Annotated in this window: 7 protein-coding genes; all 7 read right to left on the reverse strand. The window is 64.9% G+C overall.

Features of this window, described 5'->3' with window-relative positions:
* Window positions 1-113: 113 nt before the first annotated feature.
* Window positions 114-251: a hypothetical protein gene (locus AC629_RS47500; protein WP_168195749.1), complete on the reverse strand. Its 138-nt coding sequence runs from the start codon at window positions 249-251 to the stop codon at window positions 114-116.
* A complete protein-coding gene (locus tag AC629_RS43435) occupies window positions 251-436 on the reverse strand; it encodes a hypothetical protein (protein WP_084810726.1) in 186 nt (61 codons plus the stop codon). Before AC629_RS43435 ends, AC629_RS47500 begins: the two co-directional genes overlap by 1 nt.
* A 105-nt stretch (window positions 437-541) precedes the next feature.
* On the reverse strand, window positions 542-898 hold the full coding sequence (locus AC629_RS43440; protein WP_084810727.1) for a hypothetical protein: 357 nt from the start codon (window positions 896-898) through the stop codon (window positions 542-544).
* Window positions 899-1297 carry a hypothetical protein gene (locus tag AC629_RS43445; RefSeq protein ID WP_084810728.1) on the reverse strand — a complete coding sequence of 133 codons (399 nt, stop codon included), beginning with the start codon at window positions 1295-1297 and terminating at the stop codon, window positions 899-901.
* Window positions 1294-1623, reverse strand: coding sequence for a hypothetical protein (locus tag AC629_RS43450; RefSeq protein WP_084810729.1), 330 nt, complete (start codon window positions 1621-1623; stop codon window positions 1294-1296). The genes AC629_RS43445 and AC629_RS43450 overlap by 4 nt, the downstream gene beginning before the upstream one ends.
* Window positions 1605-1931 carry a hypothetical protein gene (locus AC629_RS43455; protein ID WP_084810730.1) on the reverse strand — a complete coding sequence of 109 codons (327 nt, stop codon included), beginning with the start codon at window positions 1929-1931 and terminating at the stop codon, window positions 1605-1607. Before AC629_RS43455 ends, AC629_RS43450 begins: the two co-directional genes overlap by 19 nt.
* Window positions 1932-2065: 134 nt before the next feature.
* Window positions 2066-2314, reverse strand: a complete 249-nt coding sequence (locus AC629_RS43460; protein WP_084810731.1) for a helix-turn-helix domain-containing protein — start codon at window positions 2312-2314, stop codon at window positions 2066-2068.
* Window positions 2315-2393 lie beyond the last annotated feature (79 nt).

Raw genomic sequence — 2393 nt, forward strand, 5'->3', positions numbered from 1 at the left:
GAGGATCTCGCGCAGCCGCTCGACTTCATTGAGGAGCGCGATACCATTGTCGTGTGACAGCTTGCCACCATCGTCGACGTGGAGCCGTAGCAGCTTAATGAATTCTGCTTTCATCATTCCAGCACCGCCAGAACGAGGACGCCGGCGACGCGGCCGGCCTGGACGATATGAGCATCGAGCCAAAGTGCCTCGGCGCGGATGACTGCGAGGGTGGCGAGCACGGCGATGGAGTAGAGCAGGGCGGCGCGCATCAGTGATCGGCCTCCCGTCCGTAGCCGGCGCGCTGCAGGGTCACAGCCAGCGCTTCGGCCGCGTCGTCATCCATCTGCAGCACGTAGAATTTGTCCTCGGCGCCGTTGAGGGTGATCACACAGCGGCCGTTTTCGCGATCGCGTGCGACTTGCGGCTGTCGGAGATTGCGGAACGCCTCGGCCATCGCTCACCTCCATCCGAGCCAGCGACGCACTTTGCGAGCCGCGGCACGCACGACGCTGTCGATCAGGATCAGAAAGGTCACTGCGGGGGAGGGCAGGCCCATCGCTCAGTACTCCGGCACGATCAGGCGGGATTGCTTCGCCGCTGCCATGCGCGGGCGCACCACACGATTGATGAGCTGCAGCATGCGGTCGAGGTGCTGCTCGCGACCGTAGACCTGCATCACCGTCTTTTGCTCGATCGCTTCCTCGATCAGCGCGCCGGCGACCGCCGCGACTGCGTCGAAGAATTCGTGTGGCGGCGTTTCCTTGTCGCGCTCGCGCTCGACCGCCGTGCACATTACGGGCATGAAGTCGAGCATCAGGCGGGCGATCGCGCCTTCGCGACCGGGCTTCTTCGCCGATGTGTGGAACGCGTGTTTGACACCATCCCATTCGTTGCGGAGCGGGCAGCGGAAGGCCATTTAGCTAATCCTCATTTCTGCGGCGACGATGTCGACGCGCGTATCGAACGACCGGATGTCGCGCAGGTCCTCGATCGCCTTCAGCGCAAGGCAGACGGCCGCCGGAGTGATGCCCGCCACCTCGGCCAGCAGCTTTTGCGGCACGTTGTGGGCGGTGTTGGCGAGGTAGAGCGCGAGCTGGCGCGCGTAAGCTGCGCGGCGCCATTGAATGTCGACGTTGGGCTTGCCGGGGCGGGCGAGCTGGCGCTCCACCTCGCGCGGTCGCAGATCCTGATGCTGGCAGACCGCCGCGAGATAGGCCTGATAGATCTCGCGCGCCTGGTCGAGCGAGTAGCGCGGACCTGCCGGCGCATGGGAAGCGAAGCGGCCATCGTGGCCGCGAAGGGGAATGACCGTCACTGCGCTGCCCTCCGCCTTGCTGCGTTGAGATCGAGGCGGCAAAACTGCCTGAGCACGTTGAGGTACATCACCGCGCGCTCTTCGCCCTCTTTGTTCTGATCGGTGCGGGCGAACGCGAGCGCGGCGATGCATTCGATCAGGCACGTCGCCTCGTAGCCGATCACGTTCTCTTCGGCCGGGGTGAAGCGACGCATCTGCACTTCGTCGCGCAACGTGCGGATTGCGGCGTCGCCGATCTGCAGGCGCCGGGTTTCGACGAGATTGTCGGCGATCAGGCACAGCCGATCGAGCAGGGCGATATCTGACCTCACTGCTTCGGCCTCCAATGGATCGCGAGCACGCACTGCCGATCGTGCACGCCGGTGGTCACGGCCTTGACCGTGGCGCCGGCGTTGCGGTCGACAAAGCGGGAGACTTCGGTCTCCATGATGCGGCGGACCGCATCCGGCCATTGCTCGAAGCGCTGGCCGCCGGCCTTCTCGTGCTCCTGCAGCGGAACGTTGATGTAGGTGACGTTGCAGCCGGCCAGATCGAGCGTGACGATCTGCTCGCGCTGGTCGCGCATGGCCGGGTCGATCATGGTGTGCGGCGTATCGGCCAGTTCAGCTTGCCGCGGCAGTTCGCAAGACGTCATGTTGCCCCTCGTGGTGCCGGATCAAATCGCCGCCGCCGACAAACCCTTGACGATGCCGGCGGCGGCGAACGCGGTACTCAACGCGACGCTCAGTGCGACCAGGAGCAGGACGCGCACGCGATCTTCGGTGCTCATCATGCGGCCTGCTCCTTGGTCGGAATTCCGTGGAGATCGACGAGATGCTGCAGCACCGCGCGCTCGCGCTGCTCGAGCACGCGGCCCAGGCGGTCCAGCGTGCCGACATGCGGGCCTTTGGAGCCGGCGCCGCGCAGGATATGGAAGATGGTCGAGCGGGCGACGCCGGCCTCGGCGGCCCAATCCGTGGGGGAAAGGCCGATTGCCTTGGCCCGGTCGGCGAGGATCTTTCCGCGATTTTGTTCCATCGGAAGCAATTCAGCCGTTGTGTTTCATTAATGCTACGGCTAAGACTGATTTGCGAAACGCCGTCAAGTGCTCAAATGC

Source organism: Bradyrhizobium sp. NAS80.1, assembly GCF_001908205.1.
Taxonomy (GTDB): domain Bacteria; phylum Pseudomonadota; class Alphaproteobacteria; order Rhizobiales; family Xanthobacteraceae; genus Bradyrhizobium.

What these genes read in the sequence shown, in the direction of transcription:
- AC629_RS43440 (WP_084810727.1), bottom strand. Translation starts at nt 898, where the DNA reads ATGGCCTTCCGCTGCCCGCTCCGCAACGAATGGGATGGTGTCAAACAC.
- AC629_RS43435 (WP_084810726.1), bottom strand. Translation starts at nt 436, where the DNA reads ATGGCCGAGGCGTTCCGCAATCTCCGACAGCCGCAAGTCGCACGCGAT.
- AC629_RS43455 (WP_084810730.1), bottom strand. Translation starts at nt 1,931, where the DNA reads ATGACGTCTTGCGAACTGCCGCGGCAAGCTGAACTGGCCGATACGCCG.
- AC629_RS43460 (WP_084810731.1), bottom strand. Translation starts at nt 2,314, where the DNA reads ATGGAACAAAATCGCGGAAAGATCCTCGCCGACCGGGCCAAGGCAATC.
- AC629_RS47500 (WP_168195749.1), bottom strand. Translation starts at nt 251, where the DNA reads ATGCGCGCCGCCCTGCTCTACTCCATCGCCGTGCTCGCCACCCTCGCA.